We start from the raw sequence: 352 nt of genomic DNA, 5'->3' as shown, positions 1-352 counted from the left end.
GTTGTATGGTTAATGGTGCAGGTCTTGCTATGGCAACAATGGATATCATTAAACATTACAATGGTGACCCGGCTAACTTCCTTGATGTAGGTGGCGGTGCAACTGCAGAAAAGGCAACAGAAGCGTTCAAGATCATCCTTTCAGATGAAAGTGTTAAAGGGATTTTTGTCAACATCTTTGGTGGTATTATGAAGTGTGACATTATTGCTGAAGGGGTAGTTGAAGCTACGAAGCAAGTTGGACTTGAAATACCTCTAGTTGTTCGTTTAGAAGGTACGAACGTTGACCTAGGTAAGAAAATTCTTAAAGAATCAGGTTTAAATATTACAGCTGCAGATTCAATGGCTGATGG

The 352-nt window shown here is 40.1% G+C and carries 1 pseudogene; it reads left to right on the top strand.

Annotated features, from left to right (window positions below):
- A pseudogene (gene sucC / locus KH400_RS22855) lies at positions 1-352 on the top strand (succinate--CoA ligase subunit beta); the annotation flags it as partial.

This window comes from Desertibacillus haloalkaliphilus (assembly GCF_019039105.1).
Taxonomy (GTDB): Bacteria; Bacillota; Bacilli; order Bacillales; family KJ1-10-99; genus Desertibacillus; species Desertibacillus haloalkaliphilus.
This window is presented reverse-complemented; position numbering and strand designations above follow the sequence as displayed.